The sequence below is a fragment of the Pseudarthrobacter equi genome, from assembly GCF_900105535.1.
GTDB lineage: Bacteria > Actinomycetota > Actinomycetes > Actinomycetales > Micrococcaceae > Arthrobacter > Arthrobacter equi.
Window position 1 is genome coordinate 1995332 of sequence record NZ_LT629779.1, and the last position, 21877, is coordinate 2017208.

Annotated in this window: 13 protein-coding genes and 3 rRNA genes; 13 read left to right on the top strand and 3 right to left on the bottom strand. The window is 64.0% G+C overall.

The window, feature by feature from the left end:
• Window positions 1–62: 62 nt before the first annotated feature.
• Window positions 63–557, bottom strand: coding sequence for a methylated-DNA--[protein]-cysteine S-methyltransferase (locus BLT71_RS09020; RefSeq protein WP_091719393.1), 495 nt, complete (start codon window positions 555–557; stop codon window positions 63–65).
• Entirely contained in the window at window positions 554–2074 is a 1521-nt protein-coding gene (locus BLT71_RS09025) for an AlkA N-terminal domain-containing protein (protein WP_231994489.1), read from the bottom strand. Before BLT71_RS09025 ends, BLT71_RS09020 begins: the two co-directional genes overlap by 4 nt.
• Before the next feature lie 115 nt (window positions 2075–2189).
• Here BLT71_RS09025 and BLT71_RS09030 point away from each other — a divergent pair, with 115 nt between their 5' ends.
• From BLT71_RS09030 to rrf, 6 genes are all read left to right on the top strand, one after another.
• Window positions 2190–2882, top strand: a complete 693-nt coding sequence (locus tag BLT71_RS09030) for a DNA-3-methyladenine glycosylase (RefSeq protein ID WP_091719395.1) — start codon at window positions 2190–2192, stop codon at window positions 2880–2882.
• Window positions 2883–2934: 52 nt separating this feature from the next.
• A complete protein-coding gene (locus BLT71_RS09035; RefSeq protein WP_091719397.1) occupies window positions 2935–5163 on the top strand; it encodes a HelD family protein in 2229 nt (742 codons plus the stop codon).
• A gap of 34 nt (window positions 5164–5197) precedes the next feature.
• Window positions 5198–6511, top strand: a complete 1314-nt coding sequence (gene tyrS / locus BLT71_RS09040) for a tyrosine--tRNA ligase (RefSeq protein ID WP_091719399.1) — start codon at window positions 5198–5200, stop codon at window positions 6509–6511.
• 509 nt (window positions 6512–7020) lie between these two features.
• Window positions 7021–8541: ribosomal RNA gene (locus BLT71_RS09045) — 16S ribosomal RNA — on the top strand.
• A 485-nt stretch (window positions 8542–9026) separates the two neighbouring features.
• A 23S ribosomal RNA gene (locus tag BLT71_RS09050) occupies window positions 9027–12154 on the top strand.
• A gap of 156 nt (window positions 12155–12310) precedes the next feature.
• Window positions 12311–12427, top strand: a 5S ribosomal RNA gene (gene rrf / locus BLT71_RS09055).
• The 16S, 23S and 5S rRNA genes sit together here, the layout of an rRNA operon.
• A 589-nt stretch (window positions 12428–13016) precedes the next feature.
• On the opposite strand, the gene BLT71_RS20765 is transcribed toward rrf, so the two are convergent.
• On the bottom strand, window positions 13017–13961 hold the full coding sequence (locus tag BLT71_RS20765; protein WP_231994490.1) for a hypothetical protein: 945 nt from the start codon (window positions 13959–13961) through the stop codon (window positions 13017–13019).
• 156 nt (window positions 13962–14117) lie between these two features.
• Between BLT71_RS20765 and BLT71_RS20770 the strand changes: the two genes are divergently transcribed.
• The 7 genes from BLT71_RS20770 to BLT71_RS09090 all read left to right on the top strand — a co-directional run bounded on the left by BLT71_RS20770 (window position 14118) and on the right by BLT71_RS09090 (window position 21857).
• The gene (locus BLT71_RS20770) at window positions 14118–15014 is read left to right on the top strand and encodes a tetratricopeptide repeat protein (protein WP_231994491.1); all 897 of its coding nucleotides are present in this window, start codon (window positions 14118–14120) and stop codon (window positions 15012–15014) included.
• A gap of 5 nt (window positions 15015–15019) precedes the next feature.
• Window positions 15020–16009, top strand: coding sequence for an HAD-IIA family hydrolase (locus BLT71_RS09065; RefSeq protein WP_091719401.1), 990 nt, complete (start codon window positions 15020–15022; stop codon window positions 16007–16009).
• A 9-nt stretch (window positions 16010–16018) separates the two neighbouring features.
• A complete protein-coding gene (locus tag BLT71_RS20775) occupies window positions 16019–16369 on the top strand; it encodes a hypothetical protein (RefSeq protein WP_231994492.1) in 351 nt (116 codons plus the stop codon).
• Entirely contained in the window at window positions 16369–17184 is an 816-nt protein-coding gene (locus tag BLT71_RS09075; RefSeq protein WP_091719403.1) for a TlyA family RNA methyltransferase, read from the top strand. The genes BLT71_RS20775 and BLT71_RS09075 overlap by 1 nt, the downstream gene beginning before the upstream one ends.
• 13 nt (window positions 17185–17197) lie before the next feature.
• A complete protein-coding gene (locus tag BLT71_RS09080; RefSeq protein ID WP_091719405.1) occupies window positions 17198–18223 on the top strand; it encodes an NAD kinase in 1026 nt (341 codons plus the stop codon).
• Window positions 18224–18227: 4 nt separating this feature from the next.
• Window positions 18228–19967: a DNA repair protein RecN gene (recN, locus tag BLT71_RS09085; RefSeq protein WP_091719407.1), complete on the top strand. Its 1740-nt coding sequence runs from the start codon at window positions 18228–18230 to the stop codon at window positions 19965–19967.
• A gap of 126 nt (window positions 19968–20093) precedes the next feature.
• Complete coding sequence (locus BLT71_RS09090; protein ID WP_091719409.1) at window positions 20094–21857, top strand: CTP synthase; 1764 nt, start codon at window positions 20094–20096, stop codon at window positions 21855–21857.
• Window positions 21858–21877 lie beyond the last annotated feature (20 nt).

Genomic DNA, 21877 nt, shown 5'->3' on the forward strand with positions numbered 1-21877 from the left:
CCTAACACCCGGGTATAGGGACTCCAGGTGATGGGGCATCCCGGGCATTAAGGGCGCCGGGATCAGGCAGCTTCGCGCGCCAGCAGGCTTTCCTTGACCTTCAGGCCCCAGCGGAACCCGCCCAGGCTGCCGTCGGTGCGGATCACCCGGTGGCACGGTACAAACAGGGCCGCGGCGTTGAAGGCACAGGCACTGGCCGCAGCCCGGACGGCCTTGGGGTTGCCCGCCAGCGCAGCGTACTCGGTGTACGTCACCGGGAAGCCGGGTTTGACCTCCCGCAGGACATCCCAGGCATGGGAGCGGAAAGGCCCGGAACGCTGGAGGACCGGTACGGCCATGGCCGGTGCGGGGTCACCGCTGTAGAAGGCGTCGACGGCGGCCGAAATCCCACCCAGGCCGGTCACCTCTTCGATCGATGCGGGGAGCAGCGCAGGGTGGATCTGCCCGGTCAGGCCGGCGGGTCCGGCGGTCCAGCCCGATGCCAGCACCACGCCGTCGCTGGCGATGATGGTGAACGGGCCGTCCGGGGTGGACATTTCCAGCAGTTGGGCTTTCATGGCATCACTTTCACGGGTGCGGGTGCGGGTGCGGGTGCGGGGGTTTCGCGTTTATCGATGGGTTGTCGGGGTTTGGCCGCGGCGCGCCACAGGTGCATCGTCGCGTAGGAGCGCCACGGGCTGACCTCGCGGAAGTCCGGGGCGGCATCTCCGCCGGCACCTCCACCGGGGTCAAGGGCCCGTATCCCGTTGCGGACGGCTGCGTCGTTGGCCAGGAAGATGTCCGGAGCGCCCAGGACGCGCATGGCCACATAGCCTACCGTCCAGGGCCCGACGCCGGGCAGCGGCAGGAGTGCCGCGGTGAGGCTTGCGAGGTCGTCGCCGTAGCCGAACTGGAGCCGGCCGTCAGCCATGGCTGAGGCAGCGTTCAGGAGGGACTCGATCCGCCGGCGGGGGCCGCGCAGCAAGTGCCCCGCACCCGCGGTTTCCTCGGGCGTGGGAAAGAGCCGGTCCAGTCCCTCTGCGGGAGAACTGCTGGGGCTGCCTGCTGCGGACAGCTGGGTCAGGGCCGTGCGGGCCGCGGCCACCGTGATCTGCTGGCCCACCATCGCGCGGACCAGAAGTTCCTGCGGATCGAGGGCGCCGGGCATCCGGATTCCCGGCGTTTCAGCGACCGCAGCCGCGAGCCTCCGGTCCATGCCAAGGGTGCCGTCGATCGCCTCCGGGTCGGCGTCCAGGTCGAACAGCCGCCGGACCCGGCTCAGCAGTGCGGGGAGGTCGCGCAGGTCCACCGCGCCGACGGTGAGTGTCAGCGGCCGTCCCCGGGCGCCGCCGTCGTACGCCACCGTAAACCGGGCATCGCCGTGGGGGAGGCGCAGCGTCCGGGCGTAGGAGGTGGGCGTTCCCACCTCGATGCCGGGAATGGCGCGCACGGCCAGGAAGCTGAAGATGCCCGGATCGAAGGGCCGCCGGTACGGAAGGCTGAGGCTGAGGGCCGTGGTTCCGCCGGCAGCGGTGCCTGGCCGTGCGGTGGCCCGGAGGGCGGTTGGCGTCATGGCGAAGACCTCCGCCACCGTTTCGTTGAACTGCCGGACGCTGCTGAAACCTGCGGCAAACGCAATGTCGGCCAGCTTCATGCCCGTCGAGACCAGAAGCGTCCGGGCGGTCTGTGCGCGTCCAGCCCGGGCCAGGGACAGGGGACCGGCGCCCAGTTCGTGGGTCAGGATCCGGTTCAGCTGCCGCGAGGAGTACCCCAACCGGGCGGCGAGGCCTTCCACCCCGTCCCGGTTGATCACGCCGTCGTTGATCAGGCGCATGGCCCGGCCGGCGACGTCCTGGCGGATATTCCACGCCGGAGTTCCGGGCACAGCTTCCGGGAGGCAGCGCTTGCAGGCCCGGTAGCCGGCGTCATGCGCCGCAGCGGACGTTTCGTAGAACGTCACGTTCGAGGCTTTGGGCGTCCGCGCCGGGCAGGACGGGCGGCAGTAGATGCCGGTGGACCGGACAGCCGTGAAGAACTGCCCGTCGAAGCGGGTGTCCCGCGCATCGATGGCACGGTAGCGCTGCCAAAAGTCCATTCCTCCATCCTGCCAGCCGCAGGCGGCCTTCACTAGCGGAAATCGGACACCTCCGTGCAGCCCGGGCCGCCGCGGTGTTCCGGTAAGTTTCGCGGGATTTGGGTAGGGTCTGGCCATGAATGAATATCCGTCGACGGCGGGGCGGCCGCTGCGGGAAATCCTCACCGGAGACGCGCGGGAGCTGGCCCCGCTCCTGCTGGGGGCCGTGCTCACCCACGAATCCCGCGAGGGCCCGGTATCCGTCCGGCTCACCGAGGTGGAGGCTTACCTGGGGCCGGAGGATTCGCTGCACCCGGATCCGGCATCGCACACCTTCCGCGGCCAAACGCCCCGGAACGCCCCCATGTTCGGGCCGGCCGGGCACCTGTACGTCTACTTCACCTACGGCATGCACCATTGCACCAACATCGTCTGCGGGCCCGAAGGCGTTGCCTCCGCCCTGTTGCTGCGGGCCGGCGAAATCGTGGAGGGCGTTGGCCTTGCGCAGCTCAGGCGGCCCACGTCGAAGACGCCCGCGGACCTTGCCAGGGGGCCGGCCCGGCTCGCCAAGGCGCTGGGACTGACGACGGCGGACAGCGGCCGGGATGCCCTGGCCGCGCCGTTCCGGCTGGTGCTTCCGTCCGGGCCGGCACCGGACATCAGCTCCGGTCCCCGGGTGGGCGTATCCGGCGCCGGTGGTTCCGACGAGTACGCCTGGCGCTTCTGGCTCACCGGCGACCCCACGGTCTCCGCATACAAGGCGGCCCAGCCGCGGTCCAGGGCGCGAAAGCCTCCCGTGTCCGGGAGCGCCGGGTTTCACAAGCGTTAACGGAAATGGTTGTAGAATGGACGGTCTGTCTTGCGCGATAGGGGAACGTTAAATGCTCGACGCCGATTTGGCCCACGAACGTGAGTATGTAGCCGGCCTGTATGCCCGGCTGGAGGAGCTCCGTGAGGAGAAGCGCCGGCAGCTGGCACAGGTGCGCCGGTCCGGTGCCGTGGGCACCATGCAGAACGTCTCCGAGCGCGACGCGTTCGCGGCACTGTACGAAGACCGCCTGGCCCAGCTGGACGCCGTCGACGACCGCCTGGTCTTTGGCCGCCTGGACCTGGACTCCGGCGAAGAGCAGTACATCGGCCGGATCGGCCTCACCACCGAGGACCTGCAGCGGCTCATGGTGGACTGGCGTGCCCCGGAGGCCGGGCATTTCTACCAGGCCACCGCCTTCGACCGGCAGGGTGTCCGCCGGCGCCGCCACCTGATCCTGCAGGGTCGCGAAGTCAAGGCCATTGAAGATGACGTGCTGGATGCCTCGATGCTCTCGGACGACGAATCCCTGCAGGGCGAGGGTGCCCTGCTGGCCGCGCTGAACTCCAAGCGGACCGGCCGGATGTCGGACATCGTCAGCACCATCCAGTCGGAGCAGGACCGGATTATCCGTTCCTCCATTTCGGGCGCCCTGGTGGTGCAGGGTGGCCCCGGTACGGGCAAGACCGCCGTGGCGCTGCACCGTGCCGCGTACCTGTTGTACACCCACCGGGACCGGCTCAAGAGCGCAGGCGTGCTGCTGGTGGGCCCGTCGTCGTCGTTCATGAAGTACATCGAACGCGTGCTTCCCTCGCTGGGTGAGACCGGCGTCGTGATGGCCAGCGTGGGCCGCCTGATGCCCGGAATTCACGCGGTCCCCGAAGCCGACCCGGACGTCGCCGCCATCAAGGGCCGCCTGGACATGGCGAAGATCGTGGCCAACGCCGTCTCCAACCGCCAGCGGACTCCCGCAGCCAACCGCATCCTTGAAGTGGACGGCCGCAAGCTGACCCTGACGCCGCGGCAGGTCCGCCGCGCACGCGAGCGGGCGCGTTCCACCGGGAAACCGCACAACGAGGCACGCGTGACGTTCGTGAAGATCCTGCTGCGCGAACTCACGGAACAGCTCACCGACATGATCGAAGCGGACAACATCGGCAACAATGCCGACCGCTCCTACCTGGCCGAAGACGTCCGTACCGCCCGGGACGTGCGCATCGCCCTGAATCTGTGCTGGATGCCCATGACGCCGGAAAAGCTGATTTCCGAGCTGTTCAGCAAGCCCGCCATCCTGGAGTTCTGCACCCCGCTCCTCACGCCCGCGGAGCGGGAACTGCTGCGGCGGCCGGCGGACGCACCGTGGACCGAAGCGGACGTGCCGCTGCTGGACGAGGCAGCCGAACTGCTCGGCGAGCTCGATCCCGCCGCCGGGCGCGGCCTTGCCCAGCAGGAGCACGACCGTGCCCGGGACCTCGCCAACGCCAAGCAGACCCTCGAAAACATGCAATTGGCGGGCGTGGACCCGCTGATGTCGGCGGAGGAACTGGCCGAGCAGAACCGTGAACAGGAAACCCGGCAGACGGCCGCGGAGCGTGCCACCAGCGACCGCACCTGGGCGTTTGGACACATCGTGGTGGACGAAGCGCAGGAACTGTCGCCCATGCAGTGGCGGCTCCTCGTCCGGCGCTGCCCGCTGAAGTCCTTCACCATCGTGGGCGACATTGCCCAGACCAGTTCCGTGGCCGGGGCCAACTCCTGGCAGGGCGCCCTGGCCCCGATGTTCGGTGAACGCTGGCAGCTCGAGGAGCTGACCGTCAACTACCGCACCCCGTCCCAGATCGCCGAGGCCGCGGTCCGGATGGCAAACGCCGCCGGCCTGGTGGTGTCCGCCCCCAAGGCCGTCCGCGAGGGCCGCTGGTCACCAATCGTTGACGAAGTGGAAGCGGGTGCGGTGGTCAGCCGCCTCGTCGAGGTCCTTCCGGAGGAGCTGGAAGCGCTCGACGGCGGCCTGCTCGCCGTGATTGCCGACGGTGAGCTGCTGCCTGCCGCCACGTCCGCGTTGCGTTCGGCGTACGGGCGCCGCGTCGGGACCGGTGCCGGCAGCTACGAGCAGGACATCGTGGTCATCAGCCCCCGCGAAGCGAAGGGCCTGGAGTTCGACGGAGTGGTGGTCCTGGAGCCCTCCACCATGCTGAACCACGAGCACGGCAAGGTGGGCGACCTGTACGTGGCCATGACCCGCGCCACGCAGCGCCTGCGGCTGATCGCGGCGCAGCCTGTCCCGGCCGGCATCGTCCGCTGATCCGGGACACTGCGATACTGCTAACTTAGAAGGCGTGCCAGACATCAACAGCCTCGAAACGCAACAGAACGACCCCACCTTCGCCAACGTTTGGCAGGAGCTGAAGTGGCGTGGACTCGTCCACGTCTCCACCGACGAAGCCGAGCTTGAGAAGCTTCTCGCCGGCGGACCGGTCACGTACTATTGCGGCTTCGACCCCACCGCACCCAGCCTGCACCTTGGCAACCTGGTCCAGCTGTTGGTCATGCGGCGGCTGCAGCTGGCCGGCCACAAACCCCTCGGCCTGGTGGGCGGTTCCACGGGCATGATCGGCGATCCCCGTCCGACGGCGGAGCGGACGCTGAACACCAAGGACACCGTGGCGGAATGGGTCGGGTACCTTCAGGCCCAGGTCCGGCGTTTCCTCAGCTTCGAGGGGGACAACGCCGCCCGGATGGTGAACAACCTGGACTGGACTGCGCCGCTGAGCGCCATCGACTTCCTGCGCGAAGTGGGCAAGCACTTCCGCGTAGGCACCATGCTGCGTAAGGACGCCGTTGCGTCCCGCCTCAGCTCGGACGAGGGCATCAGCTACACAGAGTTCAGCTACCAGATCCTCCAGGGTATGGACTACCTGCAGCTCTTCCGTGATTACGCCTGCATGCTGCAGACCGGCGGTTCGGACCAGTGGGGCAACCTGACCAGCGGCACCGAGCTCATCCGCAAGGTGGAGGGCAAGAGCGTCCACGCCCTGGGAACGCCGCTGATCACCAACTCCGACGGAACCAAATTCGGCAAGAGCGAAGGGAACGCCATCTGGCTCGATGCCGGCATGTGCAGCCCCTACGCCTTCTACCAGTTCTGGCTCAACACCGCAGATGCCGACGTCGTGGACCGGCTCAAGGTATTCACCTTCCTCACCCGTGCGGAAATCGAGGATATTGCCACGTCCGTTGCCGAGCGCCCTTTCGCCCGTGAGGGTCAGCGGAAGCTCGCCTTCGAAGTGACCTCGCTGGTGCACGGCGTTGAGGCCACGGAGAAGGTCATTGCCGCATCCGCCGCCCTTTTCGGCAACGGTGACCTTGCCGCCCTCGACAAGCAGACCCTGCAGGCAGCCACTTCCGAACTCCCCACCGCCACAGTGCAGGTGGACGCGCTGGGAATTGTGGACCTGCTGGTGGCATCCGGCCTGTCGGAAAGCAAATCGGCAGCCCGTCGCACTGTTGGTGAGGGCGGTGCCTACGTCAACAACGAAAAGGTACTGGACCCGGAAACGGTCATTGCTGAATCAGAACTCCTCCACGGGCAGTACCTGCTGCTCCGCCGGGGAAAGAAGAACCTGGCAACAGTCGAGGTGCTGGTCCCGTAAGCGGGGAGCGAAACCTACCACCTGCACGCCTCTCTGTAGCCGATTTGCGCGGCCACGGAGGGGCGTGTATTGTTTTCTGAGTCGCCGCCGCTGAGTGGTGACAAACCCCCAACCGATATTGAGAAGCGATTCTTGGCCATGCGGTGCATGGAACGAAGAAATGCTTCACTTTTCGCTGGGCGGATTCAGTTTCGCAGAGTGAATTCCGGGAAAACAACCGGATTTGCAAAAGTGAAACTGAATGAAATAAGATTGAAACATCGCAGCGAAGAAATACGGAATAGATATTCATTGCTAAATGAATTGTTTCGGGAATATTCGAATGTGTCTGTTGTTTGAGAACTCAATAGTGTGCCAAGTTTGTTGATACCAATTTTTTATTGAATTGGTTGATTGTGCTGTGCCGCCACCCCGTGGTGTGCATGGTGTTTTTAGCTGGTTTCAAATTTTGTGCAGCCTGGTTCCGCGTTATTTCCGTGGTGCTTGGTTGTGTCTGTTTTTGTTTTACTTCAACGGAGAGTTTGATCCTGGCTCAGGATGAACGCTGGCGGCGTGCTTAACACATGCAAGTCGAACGATGAACCTCACTTGTGGGGGGATTAGTGGCGAACGGGTGAGTAACACGTGAGTAACCTGCCCTTGACTCTGGGATAAGCCTGGGAAACTGGGTCTAATACCGGATATGACCTTCCATCGCATGGTGGTTGGTGGAAAGCTTTTGCGGTTTTGGATGGACTCGCGGCCTATCAGCTTGTTGGTGGGGTAATGGCCTACCAAGGCGACGACGGGTAGCCGGCCTGAGAGGGTGACCGGCCACACTGGGACTGAGACACGGCCCAGACTCCTACGGGAGGCAGCAGTGGGGAATATTGCACAATGGGCGGAAGCCTGATGCAGCGACGCCGCGTGAGGGATGACGGCCTTCGGGTTGTAAACCTCTTTCAGTAGGGAAGAAGCGTAAGTGACGGTACCTGCAGAAGAAGCGCCGGCTAACTACGTGCCAGCAGCCGCGGTAATACGTAGGGCGCAAGCGTTATCCGGAATTATTGGGCGTAAAGAGCTCGTAGGCGGTTTGTCGCGTCTGCCGTGAAAGTCCGGGGCTCAACTCCGGATCTGCGGTGGGTACGGGCAGACTAGAGTGATGTAGGGGAGACTGGAATTCCTGGTGTAGCGGTGAAATGCGCAGATATCAGGAGGAACACCGATGGCGAAGGCAGGTCTCTGGGCATTAACTGACGCTGAGGAGCGAAAGCATGGGGAGCGAACAGGATTAGATACCCTGGTAGTCCATGCCGTAAACGTTGGGCACTAGGTGTGGGGGACATTCCACGTTTTCCGCGCCGTAGCTAACGCATTAAGTGCCCCGCCTGGGGAGTACGGCCGCAAGGCTAAAACTCAAAGGAATTGACGGGGGCCCGCACAAGCGGCGGAGCATGCGGATTAATTCGATGCAACGCGAAGAACCTTACCAAGGCTTGACATGAACCGGAAACGCCTGGAAACAGGTGCCCCACTTGTGGTCGGTTTACAGGTGGTGCATGGTTGTCGTCAGCTCGTGTCGTGAGATGTTGGGTTAAGTCCCGCAACGAGCGCAACCCTCGTTCTATGTTGCCAGCACGTGATGGTGGGGACTCATAGGAGACTGCCGGGGTCAACTCGGAGGAAGGTGGGGACGACGTCAAATCATCATGCCCCTTATGTCTTGGGCTTCACGCATGCTACAATGGCCGGTACAAAGGGTTGCGATACTGTGAGGTGGAGCTAATCCCAAAAAGCCGGTCTCAGTTCGGATTGGGGTCTGCAACTCGACCCCATGAAGTCGGAGTCGCTAGTAATCGCAGATCAGCAACGCTGCGGTGAATACGTTCCCGGGCCTTGTACACACCGCCCGTCAAGTCACGAAAGTTGGTAACACCCGAAGCCGGTGGCCTAACCCTTTTGGGGGGGAGCCGTCGAAGGTGGGACTGGCGATTGGGACTAAGTCGTAACAAGGTAGCCGTACCGGAAGGTGCGGCTGGATCACCTCCTTTCTAAGGAGCACCTATAACCGCTCATGCCGACGCTTGTTGGTGGTGGGGGTTGTCAGGAGTAATGCCCGTTGCACGGACGAATGTTTCGTGGCGGGTGCTCAAGGGTGGAATATCAACGAATAGGTGCCTGGTGGCACGGACTGTTTGCTAGTACGGACTGATCTTTTCGGAGGTTGTCCTGGAACGTGGGTGGTTTGGTCTGCTGGGTAGTGTTTGGCACACTGTTGGGTCCTGAGGCAACAGGACCGGGGAGGGCCCTTGGGGTTCTTGTCGGTACTTTGTTTCTGGTTTCCCTGCTGCACCGATCATGCACTGTGTGTGTGGGGTGTGTGGTGTGGGGTTGTTGTTTGAGAACTACATAGTGGACGCGAGCATCTTGTATAAGAAGCAATTTCCAAGAATATGAACCTGGATCTGGTTCGTGCGCCTTTGGGTGTGCGGGACAGTTTTCGTGGTTCTCTCGAAAATTAGTTTTTGATCTTTGTGGTCAAGTTTTTAAGAGCACACGGTGGATGCCTTGGCATTAGGAGCCGAAGAAGGACGTAGGAATCTGCGATAAGCCTGGGGGAGTCGATAACCGGACTGTGATCCCAGGGTGTCCGAATGGGGAAACCCCGCCAGGAGCGCGAGTTACCTGGTGACCCGCATCTGAACACATAGGGTGCGTGGAGGGAACGCGGGGAAGTGAAACATCTCAGTACCCGCAGGAAGAGAAAACAATAGTGATTCCGTTAGTAGTGGCGAGCGAACGCGGATCAGGCTAAACCGTTCCATGTGTGATAGCCGGCGGGCGTTGCATGGTCGGGGTTGTGGGACATTACGTGTCAGTTCTGCCGGGCTGACGGGGTGTGGGTGTGCGTATAGGTGAACGGTCTTGAAAGGCCGGCCAGAGAGGGTGTTAGTCCCGTAACTGTAATGCGTTGCACCGCCTTGTTGATGTATCCCAAGTAGTACGGGGCCCGAGAAATCCCGTGCGAATCTGTCAGGACCACCTGATAAGCCTAAATACTCCCTAATGACCGATAGCGGACCAGTACCGTGAGGGAAAGGTGAAAAGTACCCCGGGAGGGGAGTGAAACAGTACCTGAAACCGTGTGCTTACAATCCGTCGGAGCAACCTTAGTAGTTGTGACGGCGTGCCTTTTGAAGAATGAGCCTGCGAGTTAGTGTTACGTCGCGAGGTTAACCCGTGTGGGGCAGCCGTAGCGAAAGCGAGTCTGAATAGGGCGTTTGAGTGGCGTGATCTAGACCCGAAGCGAAGTGATCTACCCATGGCCAGGTTGAAGCGACGGTAAGACGTCGTGGAGGACCGAACCCACTTCAGTTGAAAATGGAGGGGATGAGCTGTGGGTAGGGGTGAAAGGCCAATCAAACTTCGTGATAGCTGGTTCTCCCCGAAATGCATTTAGGTGCAGCGTTGCGTGTTTCTTACCGGAGGTAGAGCTACTGGATGGCTAATGGGCCCTACAAGGTTACTGACGTCAGCCAAACTCCGAATGCCGGTAAGTGAGAGCGTAGCAGTGAGACTGTGGGGGATAAGCTTCATAGTCGAGAGGGAAACAGCCCAGACCACCAACTAAGGCCCCTAAGCGTGTGCTAAGTGGGAAAGGATGTGGAGTTGCGAAGACAACCAGGAGGTTGGCTTAGAAGCAGCCACCCTTAAAAGAGTGCGTAATAGCTCACTGGTCAAGTGATTCCGCGCCGACAATGTAGCGGGGCTCAAGTACACCGCCGAAGTTGTGGCATTCAAATATTAGCTAAGCCCTTGTGGTTCAGGCGTTTGGATGGGTAGGGGAGCGTCGTGTGGGCAGTGAAGTCGCGGTGGAAACCAGCGGTGGAGCCTACACGAGTGAGAATGCAGGCATGAGTAGCGAAAGACGGGTGAGAAACCCGTCCGCCGAATGATCAAGGGTTCCAGGGTCAAGCTAATCTGCCCTGGGTAAGTCGGGACCTAAGGCGAGGCCGACAGGCGTAGTCGATGGACAACGGGTTGATATTCCCGTACCGGCGAAAAACCGCCCATGTTGAACAGGGGATACTAACTGCCCGAGACCTGCCCGATCACCCTTGTGGTGTGAGGGTTTTGGTGGAGCGCAGGACCTGATCCTGGGAGGCAAGCGTATTAACAGGTGTGACGCAGGAAGGTAGCCGAGCCGGGCGATGGTTGTCCCGGTCTAAGGATGTAGGGCGAGTGGTAGGCAAATCCGCCACTCATGATGCCTGAGATCTGATGGGACCCCCGTTTGGGGGGATTTGGTGATCCTATGCTGCCGAGAAAAGCATCGACGCGAGGTTTTAGCCGCCCGTACCCCAAACCGACACAGGTGATCAGGTAGAGAATACTAAGGCGATCGAGAGAATTATGGTTAAGGAACTCGGCAAAATGCCCCCGTAACTTCGGGAGAAGGGGGGCCCCAACCTTGATACACCCTTGCGGTGTGGAGGGGATCGGGGCCGCAGAGACCAGGGGGAAGCGACTGTTTACTAAAAACACAGGTCCGTGCGAAGTCGCAAGACGATGTATACGGACTGACTCCTGCCCGGTGCTGGAAGGTTAAGAGGACCGGTTAGCCGCAAGGCGAAGCTGAGAATTTAAGCCCCAGTAAACGGCGGTGGTAACTATAACCATCCTAAGGTAGCGAAATTCCTTGTCGGGTAAGTTCCGACCTGCACGAATGGAGTAACGACTTCCCCGCTGTCTCAACCATAAACTCGGCGAAATTGCAGTACGAGTAAAGATGCTCGTTACGCGCAGCAGGACGGAAAGACCCCGAGACCTTTACTATAGTTTGGTATTGGTGTTCGGAGTGGCTTGTGTAGGATAGGTGGGAGACGTTGAAGCCCGGACGCCAGTTCGGGTGGAGTCATCGTTGAAATACCACTCTGGTCACTTTGGACATCTAACTTCGGCCCGTAATCCGGGTCAGGGACAGTGCCTGATGGGTAGTTTAACTGGGGCGGTTGCCTCCTAAAAAGTAACGGAGGCGCCCAAAGGTTCCCTCAGCCTGGTTGGCAATCAGGTGTCGAGTGTAAGTGCACAAGGGAGCTTGACTGTGAGAGAGACATCTCGAGCAGGGACGAAAGTCGGGACTAGTGATCCGGCGGTACATTGTGGAATGGCCGTCGCTCAACGGATAAAAGGTACCTCGGGGATAACAGGCTGATCTTGCCCAAGAGTCCATATCGACGGCATGGTTTGGCACCTCGATGTCGGCTCGTCGCATCCTGGGGCTGGAGTAGGTCCCAAGGGTTGGGCTGTTCGCCCATTAAAGCGGTACGCGAGCTGGGTTTAGAACGTCGTGAGACAGTTCGGTCCCTATCCGCTGCGCGCGCAGGAAATTTGAGAAGGGCTGTCCTTAGTACGAGAGGACCGGGACGGACGAACCTCTGGTGTGTCAGTTGTACTGCCAAGTGCACCGCTGATTAGCTACGTTCGGATGGGATAACCGCTGAAAGCATCTAAGCGGGAAGCTCGCTTCGAGATGAGATTTCCATACACTTTATTGTGTGAGAGGCCCCCAGCCAGACCACTGGGTTGATAGGCCGGATGTGGAAGCGAGGACTAACGACTCGTGAAGCTGACCGGTACTAATAGGCCAACAACTTACACCACACAGATAAATACATAACTCTGCTTGCGTCCACTATGTGGTTCCCAACCAACAACCCTTTGTTGGCGGAACCAAACCACAATTGAATACAACACCACCATGTTGTAACCACAAATTTCCCTCACCACCCCAGCGGGGTTGGTGACGGGTAGAAGGGTTACGGCGGTCATAGCGTGGGGGAAACGCCCGGTCCCATTCCGAACCCGGAAGCTAAGACCCACAGCGCCGATGGTACTGCACCCGGGAGGGTGTGGGAGAGTAGGACACCGCCGGACAAACATTGAGTAGGGCCCTGACACACACCATGTCAGGGCCCTACCACTTTAACCACCACACACCACACCAGGGACACCCACGCTCAGTCGTGGCGGCACCCACCCGGACCCCCGCTCAGTCGTGGCGGCACCCACCCGGACCCCCGCTCAGTCGTGGCGGCACCCACCCGGACCCCCGCTCACTCCTGGCGGCTCCCACCCGGACCCCCGCTCAGTTCTGGCGGTTCCCACCCTGACCCCCGCTCACTACAGCTGAACGCGCGTCGGAAGGGGAACCACCACGAATGAGCGCTCGTCACAGGGACAGCCACCACAAGTGAGCGCGCATCCGACGAACAGCCACCACTAGTGAGCGCGCATCCGACGAATAGCCACCACGAGTGAGCGCGCGTTGCGGGGATTGCGGCGGCTGCGGGCGTGCAGCGGTGTGAAGATTCACACGATGCGGCCGCCGGGGCCAACTCTGGATCGCCGATTATGCGGGCTCCCCTAGAATTGATGGAGATGTACGGACCTGGAAGCGCTTGTTTCGGGTTGCGTAAGTAAGAAGCACTTATACGAGCGGCTGCAGTTTGCGCCAGTGGTCGGCTCACAACAGGAGGAATCCATCATGGCCGAACACGGCGGAGGAAACCGCGGAAACGACCGCGGAGCGTTCCGGGGCAACAACAACTCGGGCGGTGACCCGCGTGGGTTCCGGGGTCGCGGAAACCGCGACAGCAACGAACGCTCGTCTGGTAACGGTGAGCGGAAACCTTATGGTGACCGTGAGAACCGTCCCTTCGGTGATCGGGATCGTAAGCCGTTTGGTGACCGTCCCCGTCGCGACGGCGACACGGACCGCCGCACCTTCGGCGGCGGCGAGAACCGCAAGCCTTCCGGCGATCGAGAGAACCGGCCTTACGGTGATCGGGATCGTAAGCCGTTTGGCGACCGTCCGCGCCGTGACGGTGACCAGGATCGCCGTGGCTTCAGCGGGGGCGGAGAGCGGAAACCTTATGGTGACCGTGAGAACCGTCCCTTCGGTGATCGGGATCGTAAGCCGTTCGGTGACCGTCCCCGTCGCGACGGCGACACGGACCGCCGCAGCTTCGGCGGCGGCGAGAACCGCAAGCCTTCCGGCGATCGAGAGAACCGGCCTTACGGTGATCGGGATCGTAAGCCGTTTGGCGACCGTCCGCGCCGTGACGGTGACCAGGATCGCCGTGGCTTCAGCGGGGGCGGAGAGCGGAAACCTTATGGTGACCGTGAGAACCGTCCCTTCGGTGATCGGGATCGTAAGCCGTTTAGCGACCGTCCCCGTCGCGACGGCGACACGGACCGCCGTAGCTTCGGCGGCGGCGAGAACCGCAAGCCCTTCGGTGACCGCCAGGACAGGGACTCCCGCAGCTTTGACCGCGGTTCTGACCGTGGCCCCGCCCGCGGCGGAGCCGATCGTGGAGCAGGGCGTGGCGATTCGTTCCGTGACTCCCGCGGCGACTCCGGCCGTGGTTTCGGCCGTGACCGCCAGGAAGAGCGCCCTGCCCGTACACACAACGCTGCCGATATCCGCAGCTCCAACCGGCCCGACCGCGAACGCTCACCCGAGATCGATGAGGACGTCACAGGCAAGGAACTGGACCGCGCTACTCAGCACCAGATCAAGACCCTGGAGCCCAAGAGCGCGGAGTGGGTTGCCCGCCATCTGGTGATGGCCGGCCGCCTGATTGACGATGAGGCGGAACTGGCCTTCCAGCACGCCCTTGCGGCGAGCCGCCGTGGCGGCCGCCTCGGTGCCGTCCGCGAAGCTGTCGGCCTGACTGCCTACGCCGCGGGCCACTACGGCGAAGCCCTGCGCGAGTTCCGCACCTACCGGCGGATCAGTGGCTCCAACGTCCACCTGCCGGTCATGGCTGACTGCGAGCGTGGCCTGGGCCGCCCGGACCGGGCACTGGATGTTGCCCGTTCCGAGGAAGCACAGGACCTGGACGCTCCGGGCAAGGTGGAATTGGCCATCGTGGCCGCCGGCGCGAGGACCGATCTGGACCAGCTCGATGCCGCCGTCGCCGAGCTGGAAATTCCGCAGCTGGACATCAACCGTGCCTTCTCCTACAGCCCCCGGCTGTTCCGCGCCTACGCCGGCGCGCTCTCCGCCGTGGGACGCACCGACGAGGCAGACAAGTGGAACAAGCAGGCCGTCGTCGCAGAGAACGCGCTGGGACAGGGCGTTGACGAAGAGCCTGACATCATCGACCTCGGCTGGGATGAAGAGGAAGAGGCCCGCGAAGAGGCCGAGCGCCGGCGCCTCCCCGAACACGCCGTCAAAGCCTCCGAAACAGCTTCGGCAGCTGCCGGCAGCCAGGATGGTTCCGCGTCCGACGACGGCACTGCAGAAAGTGCCGACGCCCAGAACGCCGTGGACCAGAACGTGGACGACCAGGATGCGGATTACTTCGCCTCTGACGACGCAGAGTCGGACGAGGATTCGGTGGAGCAGGACGAACTGGACCCCAACAACGAAGACAACGAAGACAGCAGCAACGAAGAAGCCGGCAGTGAAGAGCCCGGCGACGACGCTGCTGCCAACCAGGACCGCCGGGAAGACTGAACCGAATGACTGCCATTTCCCTGATTTCCCGCTTTGACGCCCTCCTGTCCGACCTGGACGGGGTGGTGTACGCCGGCCCGCATGCCATTCCGGGCGCCGTGGAATCACTGCAGCAGCTGGCCGGCGTGGGCGTGGGTCTTGGTTACGTCACGAACAACGCCTCCCGGTCCCCGGCCGAGGTTGCAGCCCACCTGAGGGAACTCGGGGCGCCGGCTGAGGATGAGCAGGTAGTCAGTTCTTCACAGGCGGCCGCGGACCTGCTCGCTTCACGCCTGACGCCAGGCTCGAAGGTCCTCATCACGGGAAGTCCGGCGCTTGCCCGCGAAGTCGAGCTCGTGGGCCTCACCCCGGTCTTTGGGCAGGACGAGGAACCCGTGGCAGTGGTCCAGGGCTTCAACCCCGGCATCGGCTGGAAGGACCTGGCCGAAGCTGCTTACGTGGTGTCCGCCGGGGCCCTCTGGGTGGCGACGAACACCGACATGTCCATCCCGCAGGCTCGTGGAATCGCGCCAGGGAACGGAACGCTGGTGGCGGCGGTGACCGCTGCCACCGGCCGGACGCCGCTCGTGGCCGGCAAGCCGGAGGCGCCGCTGTTCCATTCCGCCGCCAAGCGGCTCGGCGCCGAACGCCCGCTGGTAGTGGGCGACCGGCTGGACACGGACATCCTCGGCGGCAACAATGCCGGGTTTGCCACCGTCGCCGTGCTGACCGGCGTCGACACCCTGGAAACGATCCTGGCCGCCCGCTCCGCCGAGCGTCCGGATTACATCATCGGCGCCCTGTCCGACCTGTACCGCCCGTACCCCGAGGTGACGCACGACGACGGCACGTACGTCTGCGGCGATGCCACGGCACGCGTCGCCAACGGCGCAGTGGGCGTCATTGGCAGTAAGGACAGCCTTGACGCGTGGCGCGCCGCTTGCGCGGCGTGGTGGGCTGCGACGCCGGACGCACCAACGGCGCAGGCGCCCAAGCTGGCCTGGCTCGGTCACTAGACTTAACGGATGACTGAGCTGACCGGACCTGAAGAATCATCAGCCCAGCCGTCGCGGGACTGGCCCGGGCTGGACGCCGCTGCGATCCCTGACGCCGTGGTGGCCCAAGCCCTGACAGGGTTGGAAGCCCTGCCCGCCACTCCCGTTGAAGAGCATGAAGAGGCCTACGCCAGGCTTCATGATGAGTTGCTGGACGCCCTCAACGCCAAGCCCCAGGACATTGAGCCCCAGGACCTGCAGTCCCAAGGCCTTGCACCACGGGATGCCGGACCCCGGGACCCCGGACCCCGTACACCAGGGCCCCCGACTCCTGGCCCCCGCGCAACCGGCGCATCCGACGCAACGGACGGCGGAGCCTGATGCCGGTACGCCTCGACCAGGCCCTGGTGGCCCGGGGCCTCGCCAGGTCCCGGACGCACGCCGCCACCCTTATCGCCGAAGGCAAGGTCAGCTCTGACGGCAAAGTCCTCGCCAAGGCGTCCTTGCAGGTTGACGAGGACAGGGATCTTGCCGTCGAACATGACGACCAGGACACGTACGCCAGCCGCGCCGGCCATAAACTGGCCGGCGCCCTCGACGCTTTCCCTGGCATAACGGTTCAGGGAAAGCGGTGCCTGGACGCCGGCGCGTCCACCGGCGGCTTCACCGACGTCCTGCTCCGGCGCGGCGCGGCACACGTGGTGGCTGTCGACGTCGGGCATGGCCAACTGGTGCCCCACCTCCGCAGCGATCCACGCGTCGCAGTCCACGAAGGCATGAACGTCAGGTACATGGCTCCGGAAGACATCGGCGGCCCGGCCGCCCTGACCGTCGCGGACCTCTCCTTCATCTCCCTCACCCTGGTGGTGCAGGCCCTGGCCGGTTGCACGGAACCGGGCGGAGACCTGGTGCTTATGGTCAAACCCCAGTTCGAAATCGGCAAGGACCGTTTGGGCCGCACCGGCGTGGTCACCTCGGAACGGGAACGGCGGCTCGCGGTGCATAAGGTGGCCATGGCAGCGCTCGACGCCGGGCTGGACCTGCACGGGCTGGCGGTGAGTCCGCTGACGGGCCAGGACGGAAACGTCGAATACTTCCTGTGGATAAGACGCAGGATCACCCAAGACTTGCCTAAGATCGAAGAGCGGGAGGCGGCAGCAGCTGCCTTGCTCGGACAAATCTGGCCGAAACACTAGAGAGCGGAACCTGATGAGCAGGCGTGTACTGGTCCTTGCCCATACCGGCCGCGAGGAATCGCTGAAGGCCGCCTGGGAGGCCTGTGCGCTCCTGCATGCCTCGGGCATTGTGCCCGTCATGCAGGACTCCGAACTGGACGACATGGAGCGGTTCTTCGGGCACCTTGCCCAGCCCGTCGAAGTCCTCCACGACCATGTGAGCCTGCCGGACGTGGAACTGGTGATGGTCCTCGGCGGCGACGGCACCATCCTGCGCGCAGCCGAGCTGGTCCGCGAAGTGGACGTACCCTTGCTCGGCGTCAACCTCGGCCATGTGGGCTTCCTGGCTGAGAGTGAGCGTGCCGACCTGGCCCAGACGGTGGAATGGATCGCAAGCCGCGATTACACAGTGGAAGAGCGGATGACCATCGATGTCCAGGTATGGGTCCGGGGCCAGAAAATCTGGCACACCTGGGCGCTGAACGAGGCCGCCATCGAGAAAGCCAACCGGGAACGGATGCTGGAGGTGGTCACGGAAGTGGACGAACGCCCGCTGACCTCGTTCGGTTCGGACGGCATCGTGATGGCCACCCCCACGGGGTCCACCGCGTATGCGTTCTCTGCCGGCGGCCCGGTGGTATGGCCGGAGGTGGAGGCACTCGTCATAGTCCCCATCAGCGCCCACGCCCTGTTCGCCAAACCCCTGGTGGTGTCGCCCCGGTCAAAGCTTGCGGTCGAGGTCCTGGGACGCACGGAAGCCCAGGGCGTCCTGTGGTGTGACGGCCGCCGGTCCGTGGATCTTCCGCCGGGTGCCAGGGTTGAAGTCACCAAATCCGCAACCCCCGTGCGGCTGGCCCGCACCCACCAGACGCCCTTCTCGGCCCGGCTGGTCCGCAAGTTCGAGCTGCCCATCCACGGCTGGCGGGGGCCGGTGCCCAAGGCCAGCGCGGTCCATACGGGGCCCATTCCGGTGGTCCGCACACCCCGGCCCATGCAGCCGCTGCAGGTCCCGCAGGCGGACCGGCCGGACACCGAACCTGATCCGTCGACTGCGGAGTGAATGCATGCTTGAAGAACTGAGAATCCGCGATCTTGGCGTCATTACCGACGCAACCCTGCCGCTGGGGCCCGGCCTCAGCGTGGTAACCGGTGAAACCGGTGCCGGCAAGACGATGGTGGTCACCGCCGTCGGCCTGCTGCTCGGGGCACGCTCGGACGCGGGCGCCGTCCGCAGCGGCGCAAAGAGTGCCACCGCTGAAGCGGTCCTGAAGCTCGACGCCGGCCACCCCGCCGTGGTCCGCGCTCTTGAGGCGGGCGCCGAAGCTGAAGAGTTCGACGGCGGCGCGGAACTGATCCTGGCACGCCGCCTGGGTGCCGATGGGCGCAGCCGCGCCTTCCTGGGCGGCCGCGCGGCCCCCGTCGGTGTCCTGGCCGAGATCGGCGAAACCCTGGTGGTGGTCCACGGGCAGACAGACCAGATCCGCCTTAAGGGCGCTGCAGCCCAGCGTGGTGCGCTGGACAAGTTTGCCGGTGAAACGCTGGCCGGGCCGCTCAGCGCTTATCAGGAGCTTTACAGCCACTGGAAAGCCAGCCAGGCAGAGCTGGACAGCCTCCGCAGCGCCGCCCGGGACAGGCTCCGCGAAGCCGAGTCCCTGCAGACCGCCCTGGCGGAGATCGACGAGGTGGATCCGCAGCCGGGGGAGGACGGGCAGCTGAAGGCGGAGGCCGTGAAGCTGGCCAACGTCGAAGAGCTGCGGATCGCCGCCAGCACCGCGCACCAGGCCCTCATCGCGGAGGACTTCGGCGAAGCCGGCGATGCCACTACCCTGGTGGACGCGGCCAAGCGCACGCTCGAACAGGTGGCGGAGCATGACGCCGAGCTCGGATCGGCCGCGGCCCGGCTGGCCGAAGTGGGCTTCCTGCTCAACGACATCGCCACGGACCTGGCCAGCTACCAGGCGGGACTCGACACCGAAGGCCCTGAGCGGCTTGCCGAAATCGAGGACCGGCGCGGTGCCCTGGCCAAGCTGGTGCGCAAGTACGCGCCCACCATCGACGAAGTGCTGGAATGGGCGGAGAAGGCCCGGGCCCGCCACGACGAACTGCAGGACGACTCCTCGCGGATTGAGTCCCTGGACGCCGAGGTGGCACGTGCGGAGGCGGACCTGACCAAGCAGGCGGCCGCCATCAGCAAGATCCGTGCCAAGGCCGCCAAGGACCTGTCAGTGCGGGTCAGCGCCGAGCTCAAGGCACTGGCCATGGCGGATGCCACCTTGGTGATCAACCTTGAGCCAACGGGGCAGCTAGGGCCCCATGGTGCCGACGACATCGCGTTCCTGCTGCAACCGCATTCCGGTGCCCCCGCCCGGCCGCTGGGCAAGGGCGCATCGGGAGGTGAGCTCTCGCGCGTCATGCTGGCCATCGAGGTGGTGCTCGCTGCCGTGGACCCCGTTCCCACGTTCGTCTTCGACGAGGTGGACGCCGGAGTGGGCGGCCGCGCCGCCGTCGAGATCGGCCGACGCCTCGCCATGCTCGCCCGCCACGTCCAGGTGCTGGTGGTGACGCACCTGCCGCAGGTGGCAGCTTTCGCGGACCAGCACATCACCGTGACCAAGACCTCAGTCCGGGGGGCCGACGGCGGCACAGCCACCGGGTTCACGTCCAGTGATGTGCGCCTCCTCGACGGGACGGAACGGGTCCGGGAACTTGCCCGGATGCTGGCCGGCCAGGAGGACTCCGAATCGGCCCAGGCGCACGCCCAGGAGCTGCTTGACGACGCCAAACTCCTGCCCCAGCGCGGCTGACAAGGCCTTCACACCGGCGCCTTCTCCGGCCCGTTGTGGTCCTTGGGCCCTTGCCCGGAAGGTGCGCGGGACTGCACACTGGAGCATTTGGGGAACAGTCCGGACGATCCGTGGAAGGCTCAATTGATGATAGGCTCGAATTCCGTGGTGCAGCGATCAAATTCCCGTGTAAATTCCCGGTTCCCGGGCTCATCCAAGACGACCAAGCACATCTTCGTGACCGGTGGTGTGGCGTCCTCGCTGGGTAAGGGGCTGACGGCTTCGAGCCTCGGCCACCTGCTGCGGGCGCGCGGCCTGTCTGTGACAATGCAGAAGCTCGATCCCTATCTGAACGTGGATCCGGGCACGATGAACCCCTTCCAGCACGGCGAGGTCTTCGTCACCGACGACGGCGCCGAGACGGACCTGGACATCGGGCACTACGAGCGGTTCCTCGATGAGAACCTCGAGGGCTCGGCGAATGTCACCACCGGACAGGTGTACTCCACGGTTATCGCCAAGGAGCGCCGCGGCGAGTACCTCGGCGACACCGTCCAGGTCATCCCGCACATCACTGACGAAATCAAGCGCCGGATGCGTTTGCCTGCCGAGGGCAAGAACGCTCCGGACGTCATCATCACCGAAATCGGCGGCACCGTTGGCGATATCGAATCTCAGCCGTTCCTCGAATCGGCCCGCCAGGTCCGCCAGGACGTGGGCCGCGGCAACGTCTTCTTCGTCCACGTGTCCCTGGTCCCGTACATCGGACCGTCCCAGGAACTGAAGACCAAGCCGACGCAGCACTCCGTGGCCGCCCTGCGTTCCATCGGCATCCAGCCCGAAGCCATCGTGATCCGGTCGGACCGCGAAATTCCCGAAGCCATGCGCGCCAAGATCGGCCGGATGTGCGACGTTGACCTCGAAGCAGTCATCGGCTGCCCGGATGCCCCCAGCATCTACGACATCCCCAAGACCCTGCACACCCAGGGCCTGGACTCCTACATCGTCCGTGCCCTGGACCTGCCGTTCAAGGACGTTGACTGGACCAGCTGGGACCGCCTGCTGGAAGCCGTGCACAACCCGCGGCACCACGTCGAGATCGCCCTCGTGGGCAAGTACATCGACCTGCCGGACGCCTACCTGTCCGTCACCGAAGCCCTGCGCGCCGGCGGCTTTGCCAACGAAACCAAGGTCAAGATCCGTTGGGTCCCCTCGGACGAATGCGAAACCCGTGAGGGCGCAGTCAAGGCGCTCGACGGCGTCGACGCCATCTGCGTCCCCGGCGGCTTCGGCATCCGCGGCCTCGAAGGCAAGCTGGGCGCCCTGAAGTTTGCCCGCGAGACCAAGCTCCCGGTGCTCGGCCTGTGCCTCGGCCTGCAGTGCATGGTCATCGAGTACGCCCGCAACGTGGTGGGCCTGGAAGGTGCATCCTCCAGCGAGTTTGAGCCGGACTCCAAGTACCCGGTCATCGCCACCATGGAAGAACAGCTGGAGTTCGTCGAGGGCGGCGGTGACCTGGGCGGCACCATGCGCCTGGGACTGTACGAGGCCAAGCTCGACGAAGGCTCGGTCATTGCCGGAACCTACGGCAAGACCACCGTCAGCGAACGCCACCGCCACCGCTACGAGGTCAACAACAAATACCGCGACCAGATCGCTGCCGAGGGACTCGTCTTCTCCGGTACCTCCCCGGACGGCAAGCTCGTGGAGTTCGTTGAACTCCCGGCCGAGGTCCACCCGTACTACGTGGCAACCCAGGCGCACCCGGAACTGAGTTCGCGCCCCACCCGTCCGCACCCGCTGTTCGCCGGCCTGATCAAGGCGGCCCTGGACCACCAGAGCGGCAACGCCGACACGGCCGCAGCCGTGTCCGCCGGTGCTCCGGAGTCCGGTACGGTAGCGGCTAAGTAGAGCCAACAGAACAAAGGACG

What these genes read in the sequence shown, in the direction of transcription:
- BLT71_RS09020 (WP_091719393.1), bottom strand. Translation starts at nt 557, where the DNA reads ATGAAAGCCCAACTGCTGGAAATGTCCACCCCGGACGGCCCGTTCACC.
- BLT71_RS09025 (WP_231994489.1), bottom strand. Translation starts at nt 2,074, where the DNA reads ATGGACTTTTGGCAGCGCTACCGTGCCATCGATGCGCGGGACACCCGC.
- BLT71_RS09030 (WP_091719395.1), top strand. Translation starts at nt 2,190, where the DNA reads ATGAATGAATATCCGTCGACGGCGGGGCGGCCGCTGCGGGAAATCCTC.
- BLT71_RS09035 (WP_091719397.1), top strand. Translation starts at nt 2,935, where the DNA reads ATGCTCGACGCCGATTTGGCCCACGAACGTGAGTATGTAGCCGGCCTG.
- BLT71_RS20770 (WP_231994491.1), top strand. Translation starts at nt 14,118, where the DNA reads ATGGCCGGCCGCCTGATTGACGATGAGGCGGAACTGGCCTTCCAGCAC.
- BLT71_RS09065 (WP_091719401.1), top strand. Translation starts at nt 15,020, where the DNA reads ATGACTGCCATTTCCCTGATTTCCCGCTTTGACGCCCTCCTGTCCGAC.
- BLT71_RS20775 (WP_231994492.1), top strand. Translation starts at nt 16,019, where the DNA reads ATGACTGAGCTGACCGGACCTGAAGAATCATCAGCCCAGCCGTCGCGG.
- BLT71_RS09075 (WP_091719403.1), top strand. Translation starts at nt 16,369, where the DNA reads ATGCCGGTACGCCTCGACCAGGCCCTGGTGGCCCGGGGCCTCGCCAGG.
- BLT71_RS09080 (WP_091719405.1), top strand. Translation starts at nt 17,198, where the DNA reads ATGAGCAGGCGTGTACTGGTCCTTGCCCATACCGGCCGCGAGGAATCG.
- recN (WP_091719407.1), top strand. Translation starts at nt 18,228, where the DNA reads ATGCTTGAAGAACTGAGAATCCGCGATCTTGGCGTCATTACCGACGCA.
- BLT71_RS09090 (WP_091719409.1), top strand. Translation starts at nt 20,094, where the DNA reads ATGATAGGCTCGAATTCCGTGGTGCAGCGATCAAATTCCCGTGTAAAT.